Annotated in this window: 20 protein-coding genes; 13 read left to right on the top strand and 7 right to left on the bottom strand. The window is 67.1% G+C overall.

Annotated elements, in window-relative coordinates; genetic code table 11:
• Positions 1 to 18 precede the first annotated feature (18 nt).
• Positions 19 to 492, bottom strand: a complete 474-nt coding sequence (locus ABIB26_RS15220) for an Lrp/AsnC family transcriptional regulator (RefSeq protein WP_354244741.1) — start codon at positions 490 to 492, stop codon at positions 19 to 21.
• 196 nt (positions 493 to 688) lie between these two features.
• Here ABIB26_RS15220 and pdhA point away from each other — a divergent pair, with 196 nt between their 5' ends.
• The 3 genes from pdhA to ABIB26_RS15205 are packed head-to-tail and all read left to right on the top strand — an operon-like array spanning position 689 to position 4,349.
• A complete protein-coding gene (gene pdhA / locus ABIB26_RS15215; RefSeq protein WP_502913683.1) occupies positions 689 to 1,867 on the top strand; it encodes a pyruvate dehydrogenase (acetyl-transferring) E1 component subunit alpha in 1,179 nt (392 codons plus the stop codon).
• Positions 1,867 to 2,877, top strand: coding sequence for an alpha-ketoacid dehydrogenase subunit beta (locus ABIB26_RS15210; protein WP_354244738.1), 1,011 nt, complete (start codon positions 1,867 to 1,869; stop codon positions 2,875 to 2,877). Before pdhA ends, ABIB26_RS15210 begins: the two co-directional genes overlap by 1 nt.
• Positions 2,874 to 4,349, top strand: coding sequence for a dihydrolipoamide acetyltransferase family protein (locus ABIB26_RS15205; RefSeq protein ID WP_354244736.1), 1,476 nt, complete (start codon positions 2,874 to 2,876; stop codon positions 4,347 to 4,349). Before ABIB26_RS15210 ends, ABIB26_RS15205 begins: the two co-directional genes overlap by 4 nt.
• A 207-nt stretch (positions 4,350 to 4,556) precedes the next feature.
• Here the strand turns inward: ABIB26_RS15205 and ABIB26_RS15200 are convergent, their stop codons facing one another.
• On the bottom strand, positions 4,557 to 5,219 hold the full coding sequence (locus tag ABIB26_RS15200; RefSeq protein WP_354244859.1) for an SACE_7040 family transcriptional regulator: 663 nt from the start codon (positions 5,217 to 5,219) through the stop codon (positions 4,557 to 4,559).
• A 222-nt stretch (positions 5,220 to 5,441) separates the two neighbouring features.
• On the opposite strand from ABIB26_RS15200, the gene ABIB26_RS15195 reads away from it, so the two are divergent.
• From ABIB26_RS15195 to ABIB26_RS15165, 7 genes are all read left to right on the top strand, one after another.
• Complete coding sequence (locus tag ABIB26_RS15195) at positions 5,442 to 7,049, top strand: carboxyl transferase domain-containing protein (RefSeq protein ID WP_354244733.1); 1,608 nt, start codon at positions 5,442 to 5,444, stop codon at positions 7,047 to 7,049.
• Between the two features lie 7 nt (positions 7,050 to 7,056).
• Positions 7,057 to 9,234 (top strand): acetyl/propionyl/methylcrotonyl-CoA carboxylase subunit alpha, encoded by a 2,178-nt coding sequence (locus ABIB26_RS15190; RefSeq protein ID WP_354244730.1) that lies wholly within the window; start codon positions 7,057 to 7,059, stop codon positions 9,232 to 9,234.
• An 87-nt stretch (positions 9,235 to 9,321) separates the two neighbouring features.
• Positions 9,322 to 10,485 carry an acyl-CoA dehydrogenase family protein gene (locus ABIB26_RS15185; protein WP_354244727.1) on the top strand — a complete coding sequence of 388 codons (1,164 nt, stop codon included), beginning with the start codon at positions 9,322 to 9,324 and terminating at the stop codon, positions 10,483 to 10,485.
• Positions 10,486 to 10,551: 66 nt separating this feature from the next.
• On the top strand, positions 10,552 to 11,370 hold the full coding sequence (locus tag ABIB26_RS15180) for a CoA transferase subunit A (RefSeq protein ID WP_354244724.1): 819 nt from the start codon (positions 10,552 to 10,554) through the stop codon (positions 11,368 to 11,370).
• Positions 11,371 to 11,372: 2 nt separating this feature from the next.
• Positions 11,373 to 12,125: a CoA transferase subunit B gene (locus ABIB26_RS15175; RefSeq protein ID WP_354244722.1), complete on the top strand. Its 753-nt coding sequence runs from the start codon at positions 11,373 to 11,375 to the stop codon at positions 12,123 to 12,125.
• A complete protein-coding gene (locus ABIB26_RS15170) occupies positions 12,122 to 12,724 on the top strand; it encodes a MaoC family dehydratase (RefSeq protein ID WP_354244719.1) in 603 nt (200 codons plus the stop codon). The genes ABIB26_RS15175 and ABIB26_RS15170 overlap by 4 nt, the downstream gene beginning before the upstream one ends.
• Positions 12,721 to 13,557, top strand: coding sequence for an HpcH/HpaI aldolase/citrate lyase family protein (locus ABIB26_RS15165; RefSeq protein WP_354244717.1), 837 nt, complete (start codon positions 12,721 to 12,723; stop codon positions 13,555 to 13,557). Before ABIB26_RS15170 ends, ABIB26_RS15165 begins: the two co-directional genes overlap by 4 nt.
• Before the next feature lie 282 nt (positions 13,558 to 13,839).
• Here ABIB26_RS15165 and ABIB26_RS15160 read toward each other — a convergent pair whose 3' ends face one another.
• From ABIB26_RS15160 to ABIB26_RS15145, 4 genes are read right to left on the bottom strand one after another with little or no spacing between them, the layout of a single operon-like run.
• Positions 13,840 to 14,241 (bottom strand): universal stress protein, encoded by a 402-nt coding sequence (locus tag ABIB26_RS15160; RefSeq protein ID WP_354244715.1) that lies wholly within the window; start codon positions 14,239 to 14,241, stop codon positions 13,840 to 13,842.
• The gene (locus ABIB26_RS15155; RefSeq protein WP_354244712.1) at positions 14,238 to 15,872 is read right to left on the bottom strand and encodes a tripartite tricarboxylate transporter permease; all 1,635 of its coding nucleotides are present in this window, start codon (positions 15,870 to 15,872) and stop codon (positions 14,238 to 14,240) included. The genes ABIB26_RS15160 and ABIB26_RS15155 overlap by 4 nt, the downstream gene beginning before the upstream one ends.
• Complete coding sequence (locus ABIB26_RS15150) at positions 15,873 to 16,376, bottom strand: tripartite tricarboxylate transporter TctB family protein (protein ID WP_354244709.1); 504 nt, start codon at positions 16,374 to 16,376, stop codon at positions 15,873 to 15,875.
• Positions 16,373 to 17,383 carry a Bug family tripartite tricarboxylate transporter substrate binding protein gene (locus ABIB26_RS15145; RefSeq protein WP_354244706.1) on the bottom strand — a complete coding sequence of 337 codons (1,011 nt, stop codon included), beginning with the start codon at positions 17,381 to 17,383 and terminating at the stop codon, positions 16,373 to 16,375. The genes ABIB26_RS15150 and ABIB26_RS15145 overlap by 4 nt, the downstream gene beginning before the upstream one ends.
• Before the next feature lie 275 nt (positions 17,384 to 17,658).
• Between ABIB26_RS15145 and ABIB26_RS15140 the strand changes: the two genes are divergently transcribed.
• Complete coding sequence (locus ABIB26_RS15140; protein WP_354244857.1) at positions 17,659 to 19,236, top strand: sensor histidine kinase; 1,578 nt, start codon at positions 17,659 to 17,661, stop codon at positions 19,234 to 19,236.
• Complete coding sequence (locus tag ABIB26_RS15135; protein ID WP_354244703.1) at positions 19,233 to 19,919, top strand: response regulator; 687 nt, start codon at positions 19,233 to 19,235, stop codon at positions 19,917 to 19,919. The genes ABIB26_RS15140 and ABIB26_RS15135 overlap by 4 nt, the downstream gene beginning before the upstream one ends.
• Positions 19,920 to 19,932: 13 nt before the next feature.
• Here the strand turns inward: ABIB26_RS15135 and ABIB26_RS15130 are convergent, their stop codons facing one another.
• Complete coding sequence (locus ABIB26_RS15130; protein ID WP_354244700.1) at positions 19,933 to 21,444, bottom strand: lipase maturation factor family protein; 1,512 nt, start codon at positions 21,442 to 21,444, stop codon at positions 19,933 to 19,935.
• 168 nt (positions 21,445 to 21,612) lie between these two features.
• Here ABIB26_RS15130 and ABIB26_RS15125 point away from each other — a divergent pair, with 168 nt between their 5' ends.
• Positions 21,613 to 22,356, top strand: a complete 744-nt coding sequence (locus ABIB26_RS15125; RefSeq protein WP_354244697.1) for a TSUP family transporter — start codon at positions 21,613 to 21,615, stop codon at positions 22,354 to 22,356.
• Positions 22,357 to 22,474: the final 118 nt, after the last annotated feature.

Here is a 22,474-nt window from a genome sequence, read left to right as displayed (position 1 = left end):
CGTCGGACTGTGCCCCGCTCAGCCTTCCGCGGAACCGCGTTCCAGCAGCGGCTGGATCCGGAACGGAATCAGCTCACCCATGGCCAGGGCGGTATCGGTCCGGTCTACTCCGTCGCAGGCCAGGATCTTGCCGTTAATCCGGAACAGATCCTCGGCGTCGAGCGCCACAACCCGCAACAGGAGGTCCGCCGAGCCGGTCAGGCCGAAGCCCTCCAGGATTTCCGGGATGCCGGCCAGCTCAACGGCCAACCGGCCCAGTTTTTGCTGCTGGACGTGCACGGAAATAAAGGCCATCAGCGGATACCCCAGCGAGGCCGGATTGATGCGCCGCTCGAAGGAGAGGAACACGTGTTTTTTCTCCAGCTGGGCCATCCGCGCCTGCACTGTATTCCGGGACAGGCCGAGCTTCTGGGCCAGGGCGACGACGGTGCGCCGGGGGTCGCTGGCCAGGGCCGAAAGCAGGCGTGTGTCGGTGCCATCCAAGGTTTGCATAATGCGCAAGATTAGCACGGTCCTCACGGTCCAGACAGGGCATAATGCTCAATATTTTTGCGGGTGGTTGTACCCGATGAGCATTGTGAGTAGGGTCACAATTATCCGGGGCAACGGCGCCCGGGCGGCTGGCGCGCAGCGGGATTACGAGTCCTGCGAGCACCGGTCAGACGACGTCAGAAGGTTGCGGACAACTGTGTTTACCGACGACGCGGGCAAGGGCGGCATTGCCGCCGGAGGCCCGGGAAACAGTGCAGAATCACACCGGCGCACGGGCGGGGATCTCGTCCAGCTCATCACCCCGGGGGGTGAACGCGTCAGCCATCCGGAGTTCGACCCCTGGGTTCAGGACGTCACCGACGAGCAGCTCGGCGCGCTCTACGAAGACATGGTGGTGATCCGCCGGATCGACGCCGAGGCCACCGCCCTGCAGCGCCAGGGCGAGCTTGCCCTCTGGCCGCCGCTGCTGGGCCAGGAAGCTGCCCAGATCGGCTCGGCCCGGTCCCTCCGCGACGACGACTTCGTCTTCCCCAGCTACCGCGACAACGGCGTTGCCTACTGCCGCGGGGTAAACCCGGAGGACCTCGTGCGGGCCTGGCGTGGCAACGCTTTGGCCGGCTGGAACCCCTACACGGTGAACGTGGCCACGCAGCAGATCATGATCGGCTCCCAGACGCTGCACGCCACCGGCTATGCCATGGGCATCCAGAACGATGGTGCCGACTCGGTTGCCGTGGCCTACTTCGGCGACGGTGCCACGAGCGAAGGCGACGTCAGCGAGGCCATGGTCTTCGCCGCGAGCTTCCAGGTGCCGGTCGTGTTTTTCTGCCAGAACAACCACTGGGCCATCTCGGAACCCGTACGGCTGCAGTCCCACATCCAGCTCGCGGACCGGGCCTCCGGCTTCGGCATCCCCAGCATGCGGGTGGACGGCAATGACGTTCTGGCCGTGATGGCCGCCACCCGGATCGCCATCGACCGGGCACGGCGCGGCGGCGGACCCACCTTTATCGAAGCCGTCACCTACCGGATGGGCCCGCACACGACGGCGGATGATCCCACCCGCTACCGGGATGCCAACGAGCTGGAGGACTGGGCCGCCAAGGATCCGATCGCCCGGCTGAAGTCCCTGCTCGACCGCAAGGGCCTGCTGAGCGAAGATTTTGAAGCCGCCGTCGCCACCAAGGCAGACGCCGTGGCCAAGGCGCTGCGGGCCGGCACCATCAACATGCCCGAGCCGCAGCCGATGGATATTTTCAAGCACGTCTACAGCTCGCCCAATTCCTCGCTGGACCGCCAGCAGGACCACTACTCCCGTTACCTGGCTTCCTTCGGCGATCCCGCAGAAGCCGCTTCTGAAGAAGGTGCACGCTGATGACGCAGATGACCTTTGCCCGAGCCATCAACTCGGGCCTGCGCAAGTCCCTCGAAAATGATCCCAAGGTGATCCTGATGGGGGAGGACATCGGTGCCCTCGGCGGCGTCTTCCGCGTTACGGACGGCCTGCAGAAGGATTTCGGCACGCACCGCGTCGTTGACACGCCGCTCGCCGAGTCCGGCATCATCGGCACCGCCGTCGGTCTGGCCTACCGCGGCTACCGCCCGGTGGTGGAGATCCAGTTCGACGGCTTCATCTACCCGGCCTTCGACCAGATCGTCAGCCAGGTCGCCAAGATGCACTACCGCACCCAGGGCGCCGTCAAGATGCCCATCACCATCCGCGTGCCGTTCGGCGGCGGCATCGGCTCCCCGGAACACCACTCCGAATCGCCGGAGGCGTACTTCACGCACACCTCCGGCCTGCGCGTGGTCAGCGTCTCCAACCCGCAGGATGCGCACACGGTGATCCAGCAGGCCATCGCCTCGGACGATCCGGTGCTCTACTTCGAGCCCAAGCGCCGCTACCACGACAAGGGCGAGGTGGACGAGTCCCTTGACCTCGGCGCCGCCCTGTCCCTGGAGAAGGCCAGGGTCGTCACCGAGGGCAAGGACGTGACCCTTGTGGCCTACGGCCCGCTCGTTAAGACCGCCCGTGACGCCGCGCTCGCCGCCGCCGACGAGGGCGTGTCGATCGAGGTCATCGACCTGCGCTCGCTGGCCCCGCTGGACTTCGCAACCCTGGAAGCCTCGGTCCGCAAGACCGGCCGGCTCGTTATCACCCACGAGGCGGGCCAGTCCGGAGGGATCGGCGCCGAAGTGGCCGCCAGCATCACCGAACGCTGCTTCTTTCACCTCGAGGCGGCCCCGGTCCGGGTCACCGGCTTCGACGTCCCCTACCCGTACTCCAAACTCGAAATGCACCACCTGCCGAGCCTTGACCGGATCCTCGACGGCGTCGACCGTGCCCTGGGCCGCCCCAACTCCCTCAGCGGGCTGGAAGGATGACCGCCACCATGATCAAGGAATTCAGGCTCCCGGACCTCGGCGAGGGTCTCACTGAATCGGAAATCGTCGCCTGGAAGGTCGCGGTAGGGGACACCGTCGCGCTCAACCAGATCATCGCCGAGGTGGAGACCGCCAAGGCCGTCGTCGAGCTTCCCTCGCCGTACGCCGGTGTGATCACCGCCCTGCACGAACAGCCGGGCACCGTGGTGGAGGTGGGCAAGCCGATCGTTTCGTTCGAGATTGAGGGCGACGACGGCGGCCTCGCCGGCGGTTCCGGCGGCGCCCTCGGCTCGGGCGACTCTGTCGCCGGTGAGGCGGCCGCCAAGCGTGAACCGAATCTCGTCGGCTACGGCGCGGTCCTCGAGGACTCCGGCCGCCCGGCCCGCCGCGCCCGCAGCTTCGCGGCCCCGGCTGCTTCGGGCGTCGCGCCTGTCACAGTTGCCGAACCTGTTAGAACCGCTCCGGTAGGTGCAACGGCTCCGGTGGTTGAAACCACTCCGGTAGTTGAAGTGGCTCCGGTAGTTGAAACTGCTCCGGTGGTGGCCGCGCCCGCCGAACGTCCGCGGTCCACGCCGCCGGTCCGGAAACTCGCCAAGGACCTCGGCGTCGACCTCGAAGCCGTCACCGGCACCGGGGAGCACGGGCTCATCATCCGGGACGATGTCCTGAACTTCGTCGGCGGAGGGGACCTCGCCGCGGTATCCCAGGAGCTGGCCGGAACCCGGGCTGCAGGCCTTGGCACCGGTACGGGCCAGGGCCTGAAGCGGGGTGAGCGGGAGACGCGCACTCCGATCAAGGGCGTCCGGAAGTTCACGGCGGCCGCGATGGTGTCCAGCGCCTTCACCGCGCCGCACGTCACGGAGTTCCTGACCGTCGACGTCACGCCCACCATGGAACTGCTGGCCAGGCTCAAGGCCAGCCGCGCGTTCGCCGGCTACAAGCTCACACCGTTGACCATCGTGTCCAAGGCCGTGCTGATCGCGCTGCGGAACCACCCGACGCTCAACACCCGCTGGGATGAAGCCAAGCAGGAGATCGTCCAGTACAACTACGTGAACCTGGGCATCGCGGCGGCGACTCCGCGCGGCCTGACCGTGCCGAACATCAAGGATGCGGACCGGATGTCGCTGCTGGAGCTCTCCGCGGCCTTGACTGCGCTGACCGACACGGCGCGGGCAGGCAAGACCGCCCCGGCCGAGCTCTCCGGCGGCACCATCTCCATTACGAACATCGGTGTCTTCGGCATCGATGCGGGCACCCCCATCCTCAACCCGGGCGAGGCCGCCATCCTCGCCCTCGGCGCGGTCCGCAAGATGCCGTGGGAGTACCGGGACGAGGTGGCACTGCGCCAGGTCATGACGCTCAGCCTCTCGTTTGACCACCGCCTGGTCGACGGCGAGCAAGGCTCGCGCTTCCTGCAGGACCTCGGCGCCATCCTGGCCGACCCGGGTATGGCGCTCGCCATGGTCTAACAGTTCTTCGCCACAAGCTGCCGGCTGTTCCTTCCCAGGGGCAGCCGGCAGCTTTGTTGTGTGCAGAGGTGCTCGGTCCGGGGGCACTTTGAGCCCAATGTTCGACGGCGGCGCCATGGTTCGCGGCGTGTCCGCGCCAAAGTGCCCCCGGGCGGAGTCCTGGAATCCTGGATTCGCTGGAGTGCCCGGGTGCGGTGGAGGAGTTGCTTAGCCGAGGGGCGTGGCCGGCGCCATCAGGGCGGCCAGCGCCATGCTTTCCAGCAAGGGACGGGCACGCTTGACGGCCATCCGGCGCCCGGGGCTGCGCACCGAGTGCGGGGTGGAGTTGATCAGGCCGAAGGTGGCATGGGCGCGCATCCGGAGGTCGGTGGCCTCGGTGTCGGCGTGCAGCCCGGCCAGGACGTCGACCCACAGTTCCACGTAGTTGCGCTGGAGCGTGCGGACCTCGGCCTGGTCGTCGTCGGCCAGGTTGCTGAAGTCCTGGTCCTGCACCCGGATGACGTCGGGGTTGCTGAGCGCGAAGTCCACGTGGAACTCCACCAGCCGGGCCAGCGCCACCGCATCGCCGTCGGATTCCGCCACGACCCGCCGGCCGCCGTCGAGCAGCTCCTGGCTGACGCTCAGGAGCAGGGCCCCGAGAACGGCCTGCTTGCCCGCGAAGTGCCGGTAGACCGCGGGCCCGCTGACTCCCGCCGCGGCGCCGAGGTCCTCCAGCGAGACGCGGTTGAAGCCGTCGACGGCGAACAGCGCGGCGGCCGCGGAGAGCAGCGCCTGCCGGCGGTTCTCCTTGGCCTGGCTGCGCTGGGTTGAAGGGGGTTGGGTTGCCGGAGGTTGAGTTGAAGGGGCCTGGATAGTCTGGTTGGGTTCAATCACCGGCACATCCCTCGTTTCACATTCCACGCGGCCGCGTGGCTTATTTGCGCGGCCGCGTGTTGGACATCACAGTTAATAGAGACTAACCTAAATCTCAGTTATGCGGTACTAACCGAAGTGGCTGGAAAGCGGCAGTGCGGGCCCCCGGCATGAAGGCCCCCGGCTTGAAAGCCCCAGCATGCAGGCCCCCAGCATGAAGGCCCAGAACGGAAGCAGTCAATGGAGACAATCGCCAGCCAGGTCGACGCCGCGAGCGCAGCCTTCGCCGCGAACCGGGAAGCCCAGCTGGGGCTGGCCCGTGAGCTGAAGGAACGGCTCGCCACCGCCGCGCTGGGCGGGCCGGAAAGGTCCCGGGAGCGCCATGTGGCCCGCGGCAAGCTCCTCCCGCGCGAACGCATCGACCAGCTGCTCGATGACGGCAGCCCCTTCCTGGAAATCGCACCGCTCGCCGCCAACGGCATGTACAACGACGACTCGCCCGGCGCCGGCGTGATCGCCGGCATCGGCCTCGTGCACGGCCGCCAGGTCCTCGTGATCTCCAACGACGCCACCGTCAAGGGCGGCACCTACTATCCCATGACCGTGAAGAAGCACCTGCGGGCGCAGGAGATCGCGCTGGAGAACCGGCTGCCTTGCATCTACCTCGTGGACTCCGGCGGAGCCTTCCTGCCCAAGCAGGACGAGGTCTTCCCGGACAAGGAGCACTTCGGCCGGATCTTCTTCAACCAGGCTAAGATGTCCGCCGCCAGGATCCCGCAGATCGCCTCGGTGATGGGTTCCTGCACCGCCGGCGGCGCCTACGTTCCCGCGATGAGCGACGAGACCGTGATTGTCCGCAACCAGGGCACCATCTTCCTGGGCGGGCCGCCGCTCGTGAAGGCCGCCATCGGCGAGATCGTCACGGCCGAGGAACTCGGCGGCGGGGACGTGCACTCGAAGATCTCCGGCGTCACGGACCACCTGGCCGAGAACGATGGGCATGCCCTGCAGATCGTCCGGGATATCGTCTCCACCCTGTCCCGCCCGGCAGACCCCGTCTGGGACGTGGACACCGCCGTCGAACCCCTGGCGGACCCGGACGAGCTCTACGGTGCCGTCCCCACGGACGTCAACGCGCAGTACGACGTGCGCGAGGTGATCGCCCGGCTGGTGGACGGCAGCCGCTTCCACGAGTTCAAGAAGAACTACGGCACCACCCTGGTCACCGGTTTCGCGAAGCTGCACGGCCACCCTGTCGGCATCGTGGCCAACAACGGGGTGCTCTTCAGCGAGTCCTCGCTCAAGGGCGCCCACTTCATCGAATTGTGCGACCAGCGCGGCATCCCGCTGATCTTCCTGCAGAACCTCTCCGGCTTCATGGTGGGCAAGGACTACGAGCAGGGCGGCATCGCCAAGAACGGCGCCAAGATGGTCACCGCCGTCGCCACCGCGCGCGTGCCCAAGCTGACCGTGGTGATCGGGGGCTCCTTCGGCGCCGGCAACTATTCCATGTGCGGGCGGGCATACTCGCCGCGATTCCTGTGGATGTGGCCGGCCAGCCGGATCTCGGTGATGGGCGGCAACCAGGCCTCCAGCGTGCTCGCCACCGTGAAGCGGGACCAGTACGAGGCCCGCGGCGAGGAATGGTCCGCCGCGGACGAGGAAGCCTTCAAGGCCCCGATCAGGGCCCAGTACGAGGACCAGGGCAGCCCCTACTATTCCACCGCCCGCCTCTGGGACGACGGCGTGATCGACCCCGCGGACACCCGCACCGTCCTGGGACTGGCGCTGGACGTCGTCTCCCGCACCCCGCTGCCGGAGACCTCCTTCGGCCTTTTCCGGATGTGAGCCAGCAGTGACTACTCCTCTTTCGACACCCCAGAAGCCGCTGTTCGGCACCGTGCTCATCGCCAACCGCGGCGAGATCGCCTGCCGGGTGATCCGGGCCCTGCGCGCCCTGGGCATCCGCTCGGTGGCCGTCTATTCCGACGCCGACGCCGGCGCCCGGCACGTGCGCGAAGCCGACCTCGCGGTGCGGATCGGCCCGGCTGCCGCCGCCGAAAGCTACCTCAAGATCGAGGCCATCATCCAGGCCTGCCGCGACACCGGTGCCGAGGCCGTCCACCCGGGCTACGGCTTCCTGAGCGAGAACGTCGACTTTGCCCGGGCCCTGGAAGCGGCCGGCATCACGTTCATCGGTCCCGGCGTGGAATCCCTCAATGTCATGGGCGACAAGATCCGCTCCAAGAACCACGTCGCGGGCTACGGGGTTCCCGTGGTTCCGGGCATCGCCGAACCCGGGATGACGGACGCGCAGCTGATCGAGGCCGCGGCCGGCGTCGGCTTCCCGCTGCTGATCAAGCCCTCCGCCGGCGGCGGCGGCAAGGGGATGCACATCGTGGAACGTCCCGAGGAGCTGGAGGCCACCCTGGCCACCGCCCGCCGGGTCGCCGCCAGTGCCTTCGGCGACGACACCCTGTTCCTGGAACGGCTGGTGCTCACGCCGCGGCACATCGAGGTGCAGGTCCTGGCGGACAACCACGGCAACGTCATCCATCTGGGGGAGCGCGAGTGCTCACTGCAGCGCCGCCACCAGAAGGTCATCGAGGAGGCCCCGTCCCCGCTGCTGGAGTCCCTGCCCGACGGGGCCAACATCCGGGCCCGGATCGGCGAGGCGGCCTGCAACGCCGCGCGCAGCGTCAAGTACACCGGTGCCGGCACCGTGGAGTTCCTGGTCTCGGACAACGCGCCGGACGAGTTCTTCTTCATGGAGATGAACACCCGGCTGCAGGTCGAACACCCTGTCACCGAGATGGTCACCGGCGTCGACCTCGTGGAATGGCAGGTCCGGATCGCCGCCGGCGAGGTGCTCACCGTGGCGCAGGACGGCATCGTGCTCAACGGCCACTCGGTGGAAGCCCGGGTGTATGCGGAAGTCCCGCAGAAGAACTTCCTGCCCTCGGCTGGAACAGTCGTGCTGCTGGACGAACTGCCGGACACCGCGAATGGCAAAGTCCGGGTCGACTCGGCCCTGCTGGAGGGCCTCCAAATCTCGTCCAGCTACGACCCGATGATCTCCAAGGTCATCGCGTGGGGCGAGGACCGGGCGGATGCTTTGGATACCCTGGACCGGGCGCTCGCCGGCTACACGGCCCTGGGCGTCGACACCAACGTTGAGTACCTGCGGCTGCTGATCAACGACGCCGACGTCCGGGCCGGGCGCCTCGACACCGGCCTGATCGAGCGCAAGATGCCGGAGTTCTCCTTCCGCCGCCCGGGCGACTTCGAGATCTCTGCCGCTGCCGTCTTCGCCGCTGCCACGCAGGACCATGATGCGCAGGCCGCAGGGAAAGGCCCGTGGGACCTCCGCGACGGTTGGCGGCTTGGTGCGCGCGCCCCACGGCGGATCAGCGTTGGCACGCCCGACGGCGGTGTCGCCACGGTTGAGGTGTTCGGCACCGTGGTGCAGGGCACCGCGGCGGTGACCGTCGACGGCGGGCCGCCGCGCACGGCATCACTTCGATTCCCCCAACGAAACCACGCAGAGGTGACTCTCGACGGCGAAGCCCGGGTCTACTCGCTCGTGGCTGCGTCTCAGGGACCCGTCCGCCCAGGCCGGGACAACTCGGTGCCCACGGAAATTTTCCTCGGCAACGGGGGCTGGTCCTGCCGCCTCGAGGTGCTCACCCGCGAGGCGAGGCTGGCCCGGGTGCTGGCGGCGCTCGAACGCGACGAGGGCGCCGCAGACCCGGAGGTGCGCTCGCCGATGCCCGGCACGGTGGTGTCCGTGTCCGTCAGCAACGGCGACACCGTGGAAGCCGGGCAGGTGCTTCTCTCGGTGGAGGCCATGAAGATGGAACACCAGCTGGTGGCGCCGCTGGACGGGACGGTACACATCAGCATCACGTCCGGCGACCTGGTCAAGGCGGACCAGGTCCTGGCCACCATCCACGCTCCCGTTCACCCGCCGGAGCCGTCCAAGGCCGAGGACACCATCGAGGAAGCCGTCATCGCGATGGGCGCGGCGGAGTAACAACACCAGCTTTCAGCGCCGGACCACAGACAAAGCGGTACAGGCAATCAGTACAGACAAAGCAGTACAGACGAAGGAGTCACCCCCATGCCAGATTTTGAACTCAGCGAGGATTACCAGGACCTCAGCAACACCGTCCGCGAATTCGCCGACGAAGTGGTTGCCCCGGTCTCGGCCAAGCACGACGAGGAGCACAGCTTCCCCTACGAGATCGTCTCCCAGATGGCGGACATGGGCCTCTTCGGCCTGCCCTTCCCGGAGGAGTTCGGCGGCATGGGCGGGGACTACTTCGCCCTGGCGCTGGCCCTGGAACAGCTCGGCCGGGTGGACCAGTCCGTCGCCATCACGCTCGAGGCCGGCGTCTCGCTCGGCGCCATGCCGATCCACCGTTTCGGCAACGCCGCCCAGAAGGAGGAGTGGCTGCCGCTGCTGGCCTCCGGCAAGGCGCTCGCAGGCTTCGGCCTGACGGAGCCGGAAGCCGGCTCGGATGCCGGCGGCACCAAGACCGCTGCCAAGCTGGGCGGCGGGGAGTGGGTCATCAACGGCAACAAGGAGTTTATCACCAACTCCGGCACCGACATCACCAGGCTCGTCACCGTCACCGCGGTGACCGGCCAGGAGGAGCGTCCGGACGGCAGCATCAAGAAGGAGATCTCCACCATCCTGGTGCCCACCAACACCCCCGGCTTCAAGGCGGAGAAGGCCTACAACAAGGTCGGCTGGAACGCCTCCGACACCCACCCGCTGACTCTGGACAATGTCCATGTCCCGGAGGCCAACCTGCTGGGCACCCAGGGCCGCGGCTACGCCAACTTCCTCTCCATCCTGGACGAGGGCCGGATCGCCATCGCCGCCCTCGCCGTCGGTGCGGCCCAGGGCTGCGTGGACCAGTCGGTGAAATACGCCAAGGAACGCAGCGCATTCGGGCAGAACATCGGCAAATACCAGGCCATCGCATTCAAGATCGCCCGGATGGAAGCACGCGCCCACACGGCCCGACTGGCCTACTACGACGCCGCCGCCCGGATGCTCGCCGGCAAGCCGTTCAAGACGCAGGCCGCCATCGCTAAGATGGTCGCAGGCGAGGCAGCCATGGACAACGCGCGGGACGCCACCCAGGTGTTCGGCGGCTATGGCTTCATCAACGAATTCACCGTGGCGCGCCACTACCGCGACTCCAAGATCCTTGAAGTCGGCGAGGGCACCACGGAGGTCCAGCTGATGCTGATCGCCCGCGAACTGGGGCTCTAACCGGCCCGCTGGCCGCAACTTTCCACCCGGTGGTCGAGCTTGTCGAGACCCCTGAAAGGATCAACGATGATTGACAAAGTTGTTGCCAGCGCCGCCGAGGCAGTGGCGGACATCCACGACGGTGCCTCGCTCGCCGTCGGCGGCTTCGGGCTCTGCGGCATTCCGGTGGCCCTGATCGATGCCCTGCACCAGCACGGCACCAAGGACCTGGAAACCGTCAGCAACAACTGCGGGGTGGACGACTGGGGACTCGGGATCCTGCTCAAGGACGGCCGGATCCGCCGCACCATCAGCTCTTACGTGGGGGAGAACAAGGAGTTCGCCCGGCAGTACCTCTCCGGCGAACTCGAGGTGGTCCTCACCCCGCAGGGCACCCTGGCTGAGAAGATGCGTGCCGGCGGGGCGGGGATCCCCGCGTTCTACACTCCGGCCGGCGTCGGCACCCAGGTGTCCGAGGGCGGGCTGCCGCAGAAGTACGACGCCGAGGGCAACATCGCGATCGCCTCGTCGCCGAAGGAGGTCCGCAGCTTCAACGGGGCCGACTACGTCCTGGAGGAATCGCTGAACCCCGACTTCGGCCTGGTGCATGCCTGGAAGGGCGACCGGCACGGCAACCTGGTCTTCCACGCCACCGCGATGAACTTCAACCCGCTCTGCGCCATGGCCGGGAAGATCACCATCGCCGAGGTCGAGGAACTCGTGGAACCCGGCGAACTGGACCCGGAGCACATTCACGTTCCCGGAATCTTCGTCCAGCGTGTGGTACTCGCGCCGCAGGTCCAGAAGCGCATCGAAAAGCGGACAGTCGCAGCGGTGCCGTCCGGGAACACCTCCGGGACCTCTTCGGGGACCACCTCCGGCAACACCGACCAGGCAGGAGCATAACCGTGGAAACGAACAGCTCGCAGGGCGCCCCTCCCCGTCCGGAAGCCGTCCGGCACGAATACCGGCGATCCGCCGTCGAACATCCCGAAGTCAAGGGCTGGACGCGCAACGAACTAGCCGCCCGGGTGGCGCAGGAGCTGCATAACGGCCAGTACGTGAACCTGGGCATCGGCATGCCCACGCTGATCCCCAACTACATCCCGGCCGGCATCGAGGTGGTCCTGCATTCCGAGAACGGCATCCTCGGCGTCGGACCTTACCCGCGCGAGGATGAGGTCGATCCGGACCTGATCAACGCGGGCAAGGAAACCGTCACGGTCAACAAGGGCGCCGCGTTCTTCGATTCCGCTGCCTCGTTCGGCATGATCCGGGGCGGGCATGTGGACGTGGCCGTGCTCGGTGCGATGGAGGTCGCCGCCAACGGCGACCTGGCCAACTGGATGATCCCGGGCAAGATGGTGAAGGGCATGGGCGGCGCGATGGACCTCGTCTTCGGAGCCAAAAAGGTGATCGTGATGATGGAGCACGTGGACCGGAACGGCAAGCCGAAGATCGTGGAGCGGTGCACGCTCCCGCTGACCGGCAAGGGCTGCGTGGACCGGATCATCACCGACCTCGCCGTGATGGACGTCGTGGCCGAGGGCGGAAAGCCCCGGCTGGTGCTGCGTGAACTGGCCCCCAACGTCTCGGTTGAGGACGTGGTTGCGGCCACCGGTGCCGAGCTTTTCGAGGAAGACCAGGAACTGACCGTATGACGACGAACCCCGCGCCACAGCCAGCCATCGGACCCCGGGTGCCCGGACCCCGGGTCATTGAACAGCGCGGACTCTACTACGACGAGCTCGAGGAGGACGTGGTCTACGCGCACCGTCCCGGCCGGACCGTGACGGAGACGGACAACGTCCTGTTCACCACCATGACCATGAACACCCAGGCACTCCACCTCGATGCCGCCTGGAGCGCCGGGCAGCCGTTCGGCCAGCGCCTGATGAACTCGATGTTCACCCTGGCCACGGTGGTGGGGCAGTCGGTCCCGCAACTGACCCAGGGCACCATCATCGCCCAGCTGGGAATGACGGATGTGTCCTTCCCGCACCCGATGTACCACGGCGACACGCTGTACACGGAGACCGTCGTGACCGGGAAACGGCTGTCCTCCTCCCGGCCGGGCCAGGGGATCGTGACCATGAAGCACACCGGCCGGAACCAGCACGGCGACGTGGTGGCCCTCGCCACGCGCAGCTGCCTGATGTGGATGCGAGAAGCCCACACCTCTGCGCAGAAGGAAAACGCTGTCCAGAAAGAAAACGCTGTCCAGAAAGAACGCGCGGAAAAGCGGAGAATAGACACATGAGTTTCCTGATGGGCCCTGCCCTGCTGTTCTGCCCTGCCGACCGCCCCGAGCGCTACCAGAAGGCCGCCGAGCGCTCTGACGCCGTCATCGTGGACCTGGAGGACGCCGTCGCGCCGGCTGACAAGCAGCGCGCCCGCGGCGCCATCCTGGCCCAGCTCGGTTCCACCGGCGACGTCCCCGAACTGGACCCGAGCCGGACCATCATCCGGGTCAACCCGGCGGGCACGGAGGAGTTCGAGAAGGACCTGCACTGCCTCAAGCACACCCCGTACCGGCACGTCATGCTTGCCAAGGCCGAAAGCGTGGCCCAGCTCAAAGAGCTTGACGGCTACAGCGTGATTGCACTGTGTGAGACGGCGGCCGGGATCCTGAACGCGGCCGCCATCGCTGCCGAGCCCAATGTCGTGGGATTGATGTGGGGCGCCGAGGACCTGCTGGCCTCCCTCGGCGGCACCTCCAGCCGGACCGACGACGACGGCGGCTACCGTGCCGTGGCGTTGCACGCCCGCTCCACGGTGCTGCTGGCGGCGAAGGCCTTCGGCAAGGAAGCCATCGACTCGGTCTACGTCAACATTCCGGACCTTGACGGTCTGGCCGTCGAAGCCGGGGACGCCGCCGCCTCAGGGTTCGGCTCGAAGGCCTGCATCCACCCGAACCAGGTGGCGGCGGTCCGCGGTGCCTACGCGCCCTCCGAAGCCGACGTCGCCGCGGCCACGGAACTGCTCCACGCCGCCGCCGGAGCAGGCACTGGCGTGTTCCAGTACAAGGGCAAAATGATCGACGGGCCCATCCTCAAGCACGCCGAGTCCACCCTCCGCCGCGCGGGCGGCTAACTTCAGGAGGTTCGTGCCGTCGTCCCGCTGGCCACCGAAGTGTGGCGAGGTGGTGGCTCCGCAGGTCTGAACCTCGTCGATTCGCCAGTAATGGCCGGATTGGCGGCCCCTATTGCGGCCATCTGTGTCGAATGGGGTGCTCCGTTGCGCTCATCCCTGCCCCACGGCCGCCGTCATAGGCGCATTGGTCCACCTACGGCAAAGGGCCAGAAGTCGTGAGACTTCCGGCCCTTTGCCGCGTGCACCCCTATTCAGCCACGCCAGCCAGGCCAGGCCAGCCAGCTAGGTCGCCGGGGCTGCCTTGACGGCGAGGATGGGGCAATCTGCCTCGAGGAGGATCTGCTGCGCGGTGCTGCCCATGATCAGTTTGCCCACGGGCGTGCGCTTCCGCAGACCGATGACGATCAGCTCCGCACGGTAGTCCTCGGCGGCCTGCAGGACCTCGCTGGCCGCGTCGTTGCCCCGGACCGGCTGAAGGATGTGATGTTCCACTCCCTCACGTCCGAGCCGCTCTTCGATGCTCGCGATTTCGCTGCCCTGGGCATAGCGTTTGTCCACCGTCGCGTCTCCGCGTGAGGAGTTGATGACCACCAGGAACGTGCTGTTCCTTCGTGCCTCTGAGACTGCGCGTTCCAGTGCCGCTTCCCCTTCGGGAGTGGGCACGTATCCAACGATGATGCTCACAGTTTTTCCTGTCCTGCTCGGGTGTGGACGGCGTCGACGGTGCCGTCGGCCTGTTCCGAAGCCTGGGTGACGTCGGCTTCGGGCGCCTTGGACACTTTATTTTCTGGCCCCAGGTCCGTCCCGCCAGTAGCGGCGGGTGCGGTGGTGGGCCTGGATTTGCGCCACAGTTTGAGCAGCAGCGGCCAGACGAGGATGATCGCCACGATGACGTAGATTCCGACGGCGATGGGCTCGCTCCAGAGACCGGCGGGGTTGCCGGCGCTGAGCTGCAGGGTCTGGCGCAGCTGGCCCTCGAGACGCGGCCCCAGGATCACGCCGAGGATGAGCGGCAGGACGGGGAGTCCGAAGCGCCGCATCATGAACCCGAGAGCGCCGAGCACCAGCAGGAGCACCAGGTCGAACGCCTGCAGGTTCACCGAGTAGGCGCCCAGCGTGGCGAAGAACAGGATTCCCGCATACAGGTAGGGACGCGGCAGCTGCAGGAGTTTGGCCCACAGGGGTGCCAAGGGCAGGTTGATGATCAGGAGCAGGAAGTTGCCGATGAAGAGGCTGGCAATCAGTGCCCACACCAGGGGCCCCTGGCTCTCGAACAGCTGGGGTCCGGGCTGGATGCCGTACCCGGTGAACGCTGCCAGCATCACCGCCGCGGTGGCGTTGGTAGGTAGCCCCATCGCCAGCAGCGGGGTCAGTGTGCCGGCCGCGGATGCGTTGTTCGCAGCTTCCGGCCCGGCAACACCCTCGATGGCGCCATGTCCGAACTCCTCGGGGTGCTTGCTGAGGCGCTTTTCCGTGACGTAGGACAGGAAGGTGGGGATCTCGGCGCCGCCGGCCGGAAGCGCACCGAACGGGAAGCCGAAGGCAGTTCCCCGCAGCCAGGGCTTCCAGGACCGCTTCCAGTCCTGCTTGCCCATCCAGGGATTCCCCACCGGGATGACGTTAAGGGGGGTCCGGCGCAGGTGGGCGGCCACCCACAGGGCTTCACCCACGGCGAAGATGGCGACGGCCACCACCACGATATCCAGGCCGTCGGTGAGCAGCGGTTGGCCGAAGGTGAGCCGCCGCTGTCCCGTGACAGAGTCCATCCCGATCAGGCCGATCGCCAGGCCCAGGCCCAGCGAGGCAAAGCCGCGGAGCCGGGAGGACCCCAGCACGGCAGTAACGGCAAGGAGCGAAAGGACCATGATGGCGAAGTAGCTGGGGGATCCCAGACTGACCGCGAATTTGACCACGATAGGTGCACAGACGGCCAGCAGTGTGGTGCCGATGGTGCCGGCCACGAACGAGCCGATGGCTGCCGTCGCCAGCGCCTGGGCGGCCCTGCCGGCCTTAGCCATCTTGTGGCCCTCGATGGCCGTGACCACCGAGGAAGACTCACCGGGCGTGTTGAGCAGGATGGAGGTGGTGGATCCGCCGTACATGCCGCCGTAGTAGATGCCGGCGAACATGATGAAAGCGCTCGTGGGCTCGAGTACAGACGTCACAGGAAGCAGCAGGGCCACGGTCATCGCCGGGCCCAGTCCCGGCAGGACGCCGACGGCGGTGCCCAGGATAACGCCGATCACGGCGTAGAGGAGGTTCATGGGTGTCAGGGCGGTGGCAAAGCCGTCCATGAGGGAGGTGAAGACGTCCATTTAGAGAATCCCTTCCAGCAGGCCGGCGGGGAGCGAGATCCCGAGGCCGAGGTAGAAGCCGTAGAAGGTCAGGAGGGACAGGGCTACGGCGATGAGGCCGTCGCGGACATAGCGCCGGCTGCCCAGGGCCAGGACGCTGCCCCAAAAGAGGACGGTCCCGGAAATGACCCAGCCGGCCCAATCGATGAGCAGGATGTTGGCGATGAAGGCGCCAGCGAGGGGGAGCACGGTCTTCCAGTCGGCAGGGTGGGTCAGGTCGACGTCTTCGCCGCCTTCCGCTTCGCCGTGGCCGCCACGGAGAACGTTGATGGCCAGCATCACCGCGCAGACGATCAGCAGGCCCGCGACGATGTAGGGAACGGTCTTGGGTCCGACAGGGTCAGACTTGGAGTACGGGGTGACCAGGCCGGCGGCGTCCCACAGGACGAGCCCGCCGGCCGCCCCGAGCAGGAGGGCGACCCCCAGCTCGGAGCGGCCTTTGAGTTTGGTGGCTAAGGAACTCACGCCAGCCCAAGCTTGGTCAGTACGTCGGCCACCCGCTTGTCCTGCTCGGTCAGGAAGGTCTTGAACTCATCCCCGGTGATGAACGCGTCGGTCCAGCCCCGCGTCTTGAGGACTTCCTTCCAGGACTGGCTTCCGTGCATCTTCTCCAAGGCGGCGATCAGGGATGCCTTGTCCGCATCGCTGATGCCGGGAGGCGCCACCATGCCGCGCCAGTTGCTGAAGACCAGGTCGATGCCCGATTCCTTCAGGGTGGGGGCATCGACGCCGTCAAGACGCTTGTCCCCGCTGGTGGCCAGGACGCGGACGTCGCCGGACTCGATCTGCTTGAGGAACTCACCGGCACCGGACGCGGCGAAACCCAGCTTGTTTCCGAGGATTGCGGGAAGAAGAGCGCCGCCGCCGTCGTAAGAGACAAAGTTAACCTTCGTGGCGTCAATGCCAACGGCTCCGGCCAGCTGCATCGGCAGCAGGTGGTCCGGGCCGCCGGGGGAGGAGCCGCCGCCCACGGCGATGGAGCCCGGATCTGCCTTCCATGCTGACACGAGGTCGCCGATGGTCTTGTAGGGCGAATCCTTGCCGACCATGATCGCGCCCGGCTCTTCGATGAGCTTGGCCAGGGGAGTGGTGTCCGTCAGCTTGGATTCGGTCTTGTTCGTGTAGCTCGCGCCCACCACGCCAAGGCCCATCAGCATGGCCAGGTCGCCGTTGCCCTTCTCGTTGACCACGCGGGCCAGCCCCACGGTGCCGCCGGCGCCGGCGAGGTTGAACACCTCGGTGTTCGTGGCAATCTTCTCGTCGTCGAGAACCTTCGCCGCCGCCCGGGCGGTGGTGTCGTAACCGCCGCCGGCGGTGTTGGGGACCAGGATCTGCAGCCCCGTCACGGGGCCTGCAGCGGCGCCGGAGCTGGCGGGAGCGGTGGAGCTCTTGGTGGTCGCACCGCAACCGGTGGCCATCAGGGCGATGCCGGCAGCGACGGCGGCAATTCGCAATGCGCGGATCTGGCGCATGGTGTTCCTCTTCTCAATGAACTGACCAGCAAATCTGACTGGTGATCTGATGCTAGGTGCGGAAGTGATAGGCATCACTCTTGTGTAACCAGAGAAAGTTAAGTTCATTGCGTTCATATTTCCGGTTTCCAACAGCTGCCCAACATATCGCGGGGCGGTGCTGCACCTTGGGGTATAGTCCACTGTGCCGGACGGACCCCGGTGCGCACCCTCTCCAGCCCGGACGGCGGCTGAACCACGCACAAGGAAGACAGCACGTGACTCGACGAAGAGGGATGTCCCTTGCCGGGCAATACCTGGTCCTTCAGCTGCTGATCGTTCTGGCCGTCCTGGTAGCTGTCGTTGCAATCTCCCTCGCGCAGTCGGCAGCTGCCTTCGAGCGGATTGAGGGGCGCCGGGCGCTCTCTGCCGCGGAGGCGCTGGGCAACAATCCCACTGTCCGTGCGTTGCTGCCGAGTGCAGAGTCCCGGGGCGGTTCGGCGCTGCCGGCGGTGGCTGAATCGGTCAGGACTGTTTCCGGATCCTCCCAGGTGGCGCTCGCCTGGCCGGATGGAACCGTCGTGGCCTCATCGGATCCATCCTTGCTGGGCAGGGGACTTGAGCTCGGCAGCAGCCGCGTGATGGAGGGCCGCGCCTGGACCGGCGTGGTGGGCGGGACCGCAACCGCGATGCTGTCGGCGCACGTCCCGGTCCTGGACGATACCGGGGCGATGATCGGCATTGCGGCCATCAGCAGGAACTATCCCTCGACCTGGGAGCGGCTCGGCGATGCCGTGCCCAACCTCTTGACGTACCTCGGCGTTGCGAGCGTCCTGGGCGTGGCCGGGTCGCTGCTGCTCGCCCGCCGGGTCAAGCGCCAGACGCTGGGAATGGAGCCCACCGAGATCACCGGCCTGGTGGAAAACCGCGAGGCCATGCTGCACGGCCTCAAGGAGGGTGTGGTGGCCTTGGATCCGAATGAGCGGATCACCGTGGTGAACGAAAGCGCCCGCCAGTTGTTGGGCCTGGCGCCGGACTGTGTGGGCAAGAGCCTCAATGCCTTGGCCGTTGAATCGGCACTGCGGGAGGTGCTGACACGTGACCAGCCCGGCCCGGACCGCTTGGTGCTGGTGGGCGAACGGCTGGTGGTCCTGAACCGGATGCCAATGTTGTCGCACGGGCGGACCATCGGTTCGGTGACCACCCTGCGCGACCGTACGGAGCTCGCCTCCCTGGAACGGGAACTCGGCGCCACGCGCACCGCGACGGATACGCTCCGCGCGCAGGCCCACGAATTTGCGAACCAGCTGCACACAATTTCCGGGCTGATCCAGATCGGGGAGTATGACGCGGTGGTGCAGTTCGTGAACGGCACAACCCTGGACCGGACCCGGCTCAGCGACGACGTCACGAGCCGGATCGAGGACCCGGCGCTGGCGGCCCTGCTCATCGCAAAATCGAGCCTCGCGGCTGAGCGCGGAGTGGCTCTGCAACTTTCCCCCGACTCCCGTCTGGAACGGGTGGACGACGAATTGTCGAGGGATCTGACCACCGTGGTAGGCAACCTTGTGGACAACGCATTGGACGCCGTTACGGGCACGGCCGACGCCGCCGTTCAAGTGTTCATAGACGGCCGGGACGAAAAGCTGAGCATCGTGGTCCGCGACACGGGCCCCGGCGTTCCTGCCGAAGTCCTCGAGGACGTGTTCCGGCAGGGGTTCACGACGAAACAGCCCACCTCGGAAGGCGGCCGGGGCTACGGGCTGGCGCTGTCACGGGTCGTCTGCCAGCGGCGGGGCGGACAGCTCATGGTGCACAACGACGGCGGTGCCATCTTCTCTGCCCGGCTCTTCAGAAGGAGGTTTCAGCCATGATCAGGGTCCTGATCGTCGACGACGACTTCATGGTCGCGAAGGTCCACGCCGGCTTCATCCAGCGCAGTCCGGGATTTGAGGTGGTCGGTGCGGCCCACAGCGGTAGCGAAGCCCTCGCAAAGGCCACGGAACTGGCGCCCGACCTCGTCCTGCTGGACATCCATCTACCTGACGCCAACGGGCTTGACCTGATCTCGCAGTTGCGCGGCATAGTGCCTGACCTGGACGTCCTGGTGATCAGTGCAGCACGGGAGAGCGAGACGGTGCGGCGGGCACTCCGCGGCGGCATCGTGCACTACCTGATCAAGCCGTTCTCGCAGTCGGACCTCCAGGAGCGGCTCGCGCACTACCTGAGCGCCTATCACGGCCTGGACGCCGCCAAGGATGTGGCCGAGCAGTCGGACGTGAACCGGGTTTTCGGTGTTGAGCGCATGCAGCCGGGGGACTTCCCGTTGCCCAAGGGATGCAGCGTCGAGACGCTGAGGGTGGTTGTAGAGGCGCTCCGTTCAGCCGACGCAGACCTCTCGGCCGCAGAAGTCGCTGACCTGTTGGGCGCATCACGGGTAAGTGCCCGCCGGTATCTCGAGTACCTCCACGATTCGGGCAGGGCGGACGTGCGGCTCAAATACGGGGCAGGCCGGCCGGAACGGCGGTACGTGCTGAAGCCGGGCTCCCGGCCGTAGCACCAGCCCCGTCTCAGCCCTCCGGCGGCAGGGACATCGGCGCGATGGCTACGTACAGCGGGATCCGGATCCACCGCTGGCCCGTCGCGCGGAACTCGGCCCGGCTGGAGAAGCGGTAGAGGTAGCTGCGGGCCCGCACCCAGCGGGGGCGTTCGCCGTCGAACGGGTCATGGCGCAGCAGCCGCAGTGTGGGCCTGTCAGCGGCGAGCAGCCTGGCCAGCAACGCGTAGAACCACTCCTCGTGCACGGTGCGCAGCGGCAGGAACCACATCAGCCAGTCCAGCCGCAGATGGTACGGGGCGTACTGGCGCGGGATGCGGCGGACATCGCCGGGTTTGCCCTTGAAGCCATACTCCCGCCACTCGGTGCCATCTCCGGGCTCCGCGTCGAGGGTCCCCTCCACCACGATCTCGATCCGCCGCTTCGTGACAGTGCCGAAGGCGCCATAGGTGTTCACGAGCTGCCAGCGGTTGAAACTGGCGTTCATCAGCTGGTAGTGGGAGAACAGGTTCTCGATCGGCCGGTAGCTGAGCACCACATGCAGCACAGTGGCGAGCAGGACCACAACGAGCCACGGGACCGGCGCCAGGCTGCCGGCGCCGGTGGCCGTCCCGCCGGCGGCAGCACCAGCACCCCACGCCGCTCCAGCACCCCCGGCCGCGGCGTGCCAGTCGAGCGGGATCGCCGGCAGCACGGCGTGCGCCACGGGGTCACTGACCGCGGCGAAGGCGAGCAGGATCGCCATCCAGTTGAGCCAGGCGAAGTTGCCGCTCGCCACGAGCCAGAGCTGCGTGAAGATGATGATCCCGGCCGCGGCACTGCCCAGGGGCTGCGGGGCGAAGAGGAAGAACGGCACCACCAGCTGGGCGAAATGGTTGCCCAGGACCTCCAGCCGGTGCCACGCCTTCGGGAGCAGATGTGCCTGCCGGCTCAGCGGCCCGGGCATCGGCTGGGTCTCGTGGTGGTAGTACAGTGCCGTCAGATCCCGCCACTCCCGGCCGCCCCGGATCTTGATCATGCCGGCACCGAACTCCAGCCGGAACACCAGCCAGGCCAGCAGGATCAGGATCGGCCGCGGCGGGGGAGTCTGGTCGGAGCCGAGGAACGCCACCGTGAACCCCGCCTCCAGCAGCAGCATCTCCCAGCCGAAGCCGTAGAACGTCTGCCCCACGTTCACGATCGACATGTACAACAGCCACAGCGCCAGGAACGCGAGTAGCGGAACCCAGGGCGGGCCCAGCTGGGGCAGCCCCACAATGAGCGTGGCGGCAACGGCCATCCCGCTCCAGCAGACGCCGCGCAGCAGCCGGTCCGAGTAGCGCCACTGGAACAGGCTGGGCCGGCGCAGGCGGCTGAACCCCGCCAGATACTCCGGCACCGGCAAGAGACCGCGCTCGCCGAGGAGGGCCGGGAACTGGTTGAGCGAGGAAAGGAAGGCCACAAAGTAGAGCGTGGCGATGCCGCGCTGCAGCACCTGCCGGGCGAATTCGTACTCCGGCGCGTCGAACCATGCGGTCCACTCCACAATTTCCACGTTACGCCCGCGGTGCGGGCCGTCAATCGGCGGGCCGCCAATCAGGGGCCGACTATCCGGGCGCCGCCAATCAGGGGCGGACTATCCCGGCAGCCAGGCCGCGCTGGCGTCCGCCGGGTCATTCCGGGCAGCATTTCACTGCGGCACTAAGATCGAGTCATGTTTGCTCTGGTCCTCATCGCCGTAGTGGCCGGGGCATTGGCTCAGCGGCTTGCCGGGCTTGGCTTCGGCCTCCTCGTATCCCCGGTGCTTGTGGTTCTGCTCGGCCCCTTTGACGGGGTGATGATCGTCAACCTCTGCGGTGCGGCGTCGTCGCTGCTGATCCTGTCCAGGGTGTGGCGGCATGTTCAGTGGAGACGCTACGCGGGCCTCGCCATCTCTGCCCTGCTGGGGGTGGTCCCCGGCGCCTGGCTGGCCAGCCATGCACCGGCGGCGCCGCTGGAAATCTGCATCGGGGTACTGCTCATCATCGCCCTGCTGGCTTCGCAGCGGCTGAACCGCAGCTCATGGCGCGCCAACGGCCCGGTTCCCATGGTGTCACTCGGATTTTCCAGCGGTCTCATGAACGCCGCGGCCGGCGTCGGTGGGCCGGCGATCACGGCCTATGCCATCGCCACCCGCTGGGATCAGAAGAGCTTCAGCGCCACCCTGCAGCCCTACTTCGTCACCACCGGGCTGTCCTCGTTGCTGAGTAAATACTTATTTTCCGGCGGCCATCTTCCAGCCCTGGAGGGCTGGCAGTGGCTGGGCATTCTAGCGGCCATGGTGCTGGGCATCGCGGCCGGCGATCTCCTGTCAGGGCGGATCCGGCCCGGAATTGTCCGCCGGATTGTGGTCGTCGTTGCCTACACGGGCGCGGTATCCACGATGACGAAGGGCGTGGTGGAGCTGGCGTTCCGGTAGGCCTTCCCGCGTGCATCGGTTCGCCAAAAATGGCCGGTATGGACGGGTCGGTAGCGGCCAGGTGTGGCAAATGGATGCGGTCGAGCACGGGTCTAGGCAGGCCGGGGGAGTGCCATGC

It is taken from the genome of Arthrobacter sp. UYEF20 (genome assembly GCF_040546335.1).
Classification (GTDB): domain Bacteria; phylum Actinomycetota; class Actinomycetes; order Actinomycetales; family Micrococcaceae; genus Arthrobacter.
The sequence above is the reverse complement of the archived record's forward strand: the minus strand, read 5'-3'. Positions and strand labels throughout refer to the sequence as shown.

Bases quoted from the DNA above. Each gene is read 5' to 3' on its own strand.
- ABIB26_RS15140 (WP_354244857.1), top strand. From the start codon at position 17,659: ATGTCCCTTGCCGGGCAATACCTGGTCCTTCAGCTGCTGATCGTTCTG.
- ABIB26_RS15170 (WP_354244719.1), top strand. From the start codon at position 12,122: ATGACGACGAACCCCGCGCCACAGCCAGCCATCGGACCCCGGGTGCCC.
- ABIB26_RS15145 (WP_354244706.1), bottom strand. From the start codon at position 17,383: ATGCGCCAGATCCGCGCATTGCGAATTGCCGCCGTCGCTGCCGGCATC.
- ABIB26_RS15135 (WP_354244703.1), top strand. From the start codon at position 19,233: ATGATCAGGGTCCTGATCGTCGACGACGACTTCATGGTCGCGAAGGTC.
- ABIB26_RS15195 (WP_354244733.1), top strand. From the start codon at position 5,442: ATGGAGACAATCGCCAGCCAGGTCGACGCCGCGAGCGCAGCCTTCGCC.
- ABIB26_RS15155 (WP_354244712.1), bottom strand. From the start codon at position 15,872: ATGGACGTCTTCACCTCCCTCATGGACGGCTTTGCCACCGCCCTGACA.
- ABIB26_RS15210 (WP_354244738.1), top strand. From the start codon at position 1,867: ATGACGCAGATGACCTTTGCCCGAGCCATCAACTCGGGCCTGCGCAAG.
- ABIB26_RS15165 (WP_354244717.1), top strand. From the start codon at position 12,721: ATGAGTTTCCTGATGGGCCCTGCCCTGCTGTTCTGCCCTGCCGACCGC.
- ABIB26_RS15205 (WP_354244736.1), top strand. From the start codon at position 2,874: ATGACCGCCACCATGATCAAGGAATTCAGGCTCCCGGACCTCGGCGAG.
- ABIB26_RS15125 (WP_354244697.1), top strand. From the start codon at position 21,613: ATGTTTGCTCTGGTCCTCATCGCCGTAGTGGCCGGGGCATTGGCTCAG.
- ABIB26_RS15185 (WP_354244727.1), top strand. From the start codon at position 9,322: ATGCCAGATTTTGAACTCAGCGAGGATTACCAGGACCTCAGCAACACC.
- ABIB26_RS15220 (WP_354244741.1), bottom strand. From the start codon at position 492: ATGCAAACCTTGGATGGCACCGACACACGCCTGCTTTCGGCCCTGGCC.
- ABIB26_RS15180 (WP_354244724.1), top strand. From the start codon at position 10,552: ATGATTGACAAAGTTGTTGCCAGCGCCGCCGAGGCAGTGGCGGACATC.